1 protein-coding gene is annotated in these 1,047 nt (G+C 45.8%); it reads right to left on the bottom strand.

All coding sequences use genetic code 11. From position 1 onward, the window contains the following. Positions 1-187: 187 nt before the first annotated feature. Positions 188-1,047: IS1182 family transposase (locus tag ACFVVM_RS34325; protein ID WP_387626866.1), on the bottom strand; the 860-nt coding region annotated here is incomplete at its 5' end.

The raw sequence follows: 1,047 nt of genomic DNA, 5'->3' as shown, positions 1-1,047 counted from the left end.
CAGAAGAGCTTCGTGATCTGACGAAACAATTTAAAATCGAGTAAAAACCGAAAAAACAGCGCTATCAAAGCGCTGTTCAGTTTGTCGACAAAAGGGGTTCGGAATGGTCTCATTCCGAACCCCTTTTTAGCTTTTTATGGGATTTGAAGCTATTTAATAAAAAGACAGACCTCTTCGAGTTCATCATTTAGGCCATTTTTGGACCTTGCCACGTCCAGTTGGCCATCTTCTTCAGGTTCATGGCAGCGAAAGTAAGCATCGCCTGCATCGACAATTTTTTAAGTCCCCTTAACGTTGTCCAACGCATGCCATGCTTTTCTTTTCCATCTGCGAATACACGCTCAATGGTTTCTTTACGTTTGGCATAAATCTCTTTCACCTCTGCGTGATAGCGAAGATGGTCTGCCTCTTCTACGTATTCCTGCCAAATATGACGCGTCACCACTTTCTGGTGGTCTTTACTCTCCGTACATCTGGCTAAAAATGGGCATGTCGCACAAATCTGTTTTGGCGATTTGTACTCCCGATATCCTTCTTTATTCGTTGTCGAGTAGGCCAAGATCTCACCTGCCGGGCAAAGATAACAGTCAAAGTATTCGTCATACACATAGTCATGTTTTCGGAAAAAACCTTTTTTCGTACGTGGTCGTGTGTATGGCAAGGCAGGGGTCATCCCCTGTTCCAATAAGTAACGGGTAATCGCAGGAGTTTTGTACGCGGCATCTGCGGCGACCGCTTCAGGCTTTCCGACTCTCTCTATGACCTTTCCGACCAATGGCTCTAAAATCTGACTATCATGTGTGTTGCCAGGTGTGACCATGGTGCCAAGCACAAAACCGTTACGATCCGCGGCTGCGTGAAAAGAATAGGCGAACTGCTTCGTCCGTTCATCCTTCACATAGTAACCACTCTCTGGATCGGTGGTGCTTTCTTTGATTTCTTTCTTCGCTTCCTTCTCAAACTTGTCCGGAGGAAATGGTTTTTTTCCGTGATCTTCCCGGTCCTGGTTAATCTCTTCTTGAAGGCGTTCCTGATACGCGCGTGTCT

It is taken from the genome of Nocardia sp. NPDC058176 (assembly GCF_042883805.1).
Lineage (GTDB): Bacteria > Actinomycetota > Actinomycetes > Mycobacteriales > Mycobacteriaceae > Nocardia.
Note: the sequence above shows the minus strand (reverse complement) of the source record. Positions and strands in the feature narration are given on the sequence as shown.